Below are 558 nucleotides of genomic sequence, written 5' to 3'. Positions count from 1 at the left end.
GGCGCTGTTGTGCGGTGATGTCGATATTATGCTGCCAGGTGAATACGCGCAGCTGGCGCAGATCAACGCCACTCAGGTTGAGATTCCAGAAACCACGCTTAGCGCTCTGGTGGCAGAACAAGCGGCAAAAACTCCGGATGCTCCGGCGCTGGCAGATGCGCATTACCAGTTCAGCTATCGGGAAATGCGTGAGCAGGTGGTGGCGCTGGCGAATCTGCTGCGTGAGCGCGGCGTTAAACCGGGCGACAGCGTAGCGGTGGCGCTACCGCGCTCGGTCTTTGTGACCCTGGCGCTACATGCGATTGTTGAAGCAGGTGCGGCCTGGCTACCGCTGGATACCGGTTATCCGGACGATCGCCTGAAAATGATGCTAGAAGATGCGCGTCCGTCGCTGTTAATCACCACCGACGATCAACTGCCGCGCTTTGCCGATGTTCCAGATTTAACCAACCTTTGCTATAACGCCCCGCTTACACCGCAGGGCAGTGCGCCGCTGCAACTTTCACAACCGCATCACACGGCTTATATCATCTTTACCTCTGGCTCCACCGGCAGGCC

General features: G+C 58.2%; 1 protein-coding gene. It reads left to right on the top strand.

What is annotated here, in order from left to right:
• Positions 1 to 28: 28 nt before the first annotated feature.
• Positions 29 to 558, top strand: a 530-nt coding sequence (locus E2K52_RS14635) for an AMP-binding protein (protein ID WP_201798522.1), incomplete at its 3' end; no start/stop codon positions are given.

It is taken from the genome of Acinetobacter sp. RF14B, assembly GCF_006864105.1.
Classification (GTDB): domain Bacteria; phylum Pseudomonadota; class Gammaproteobacteria; order Pseudomonadales; family Moraxellaceae; genus Acinetobacter; species Acinetobacter lwoffii_C.
The sequence above is the reverse complement of the archived record's forward strand: the minus strand, read 5'-3'. Positions and strand labels throughout refer to the sequence as shown.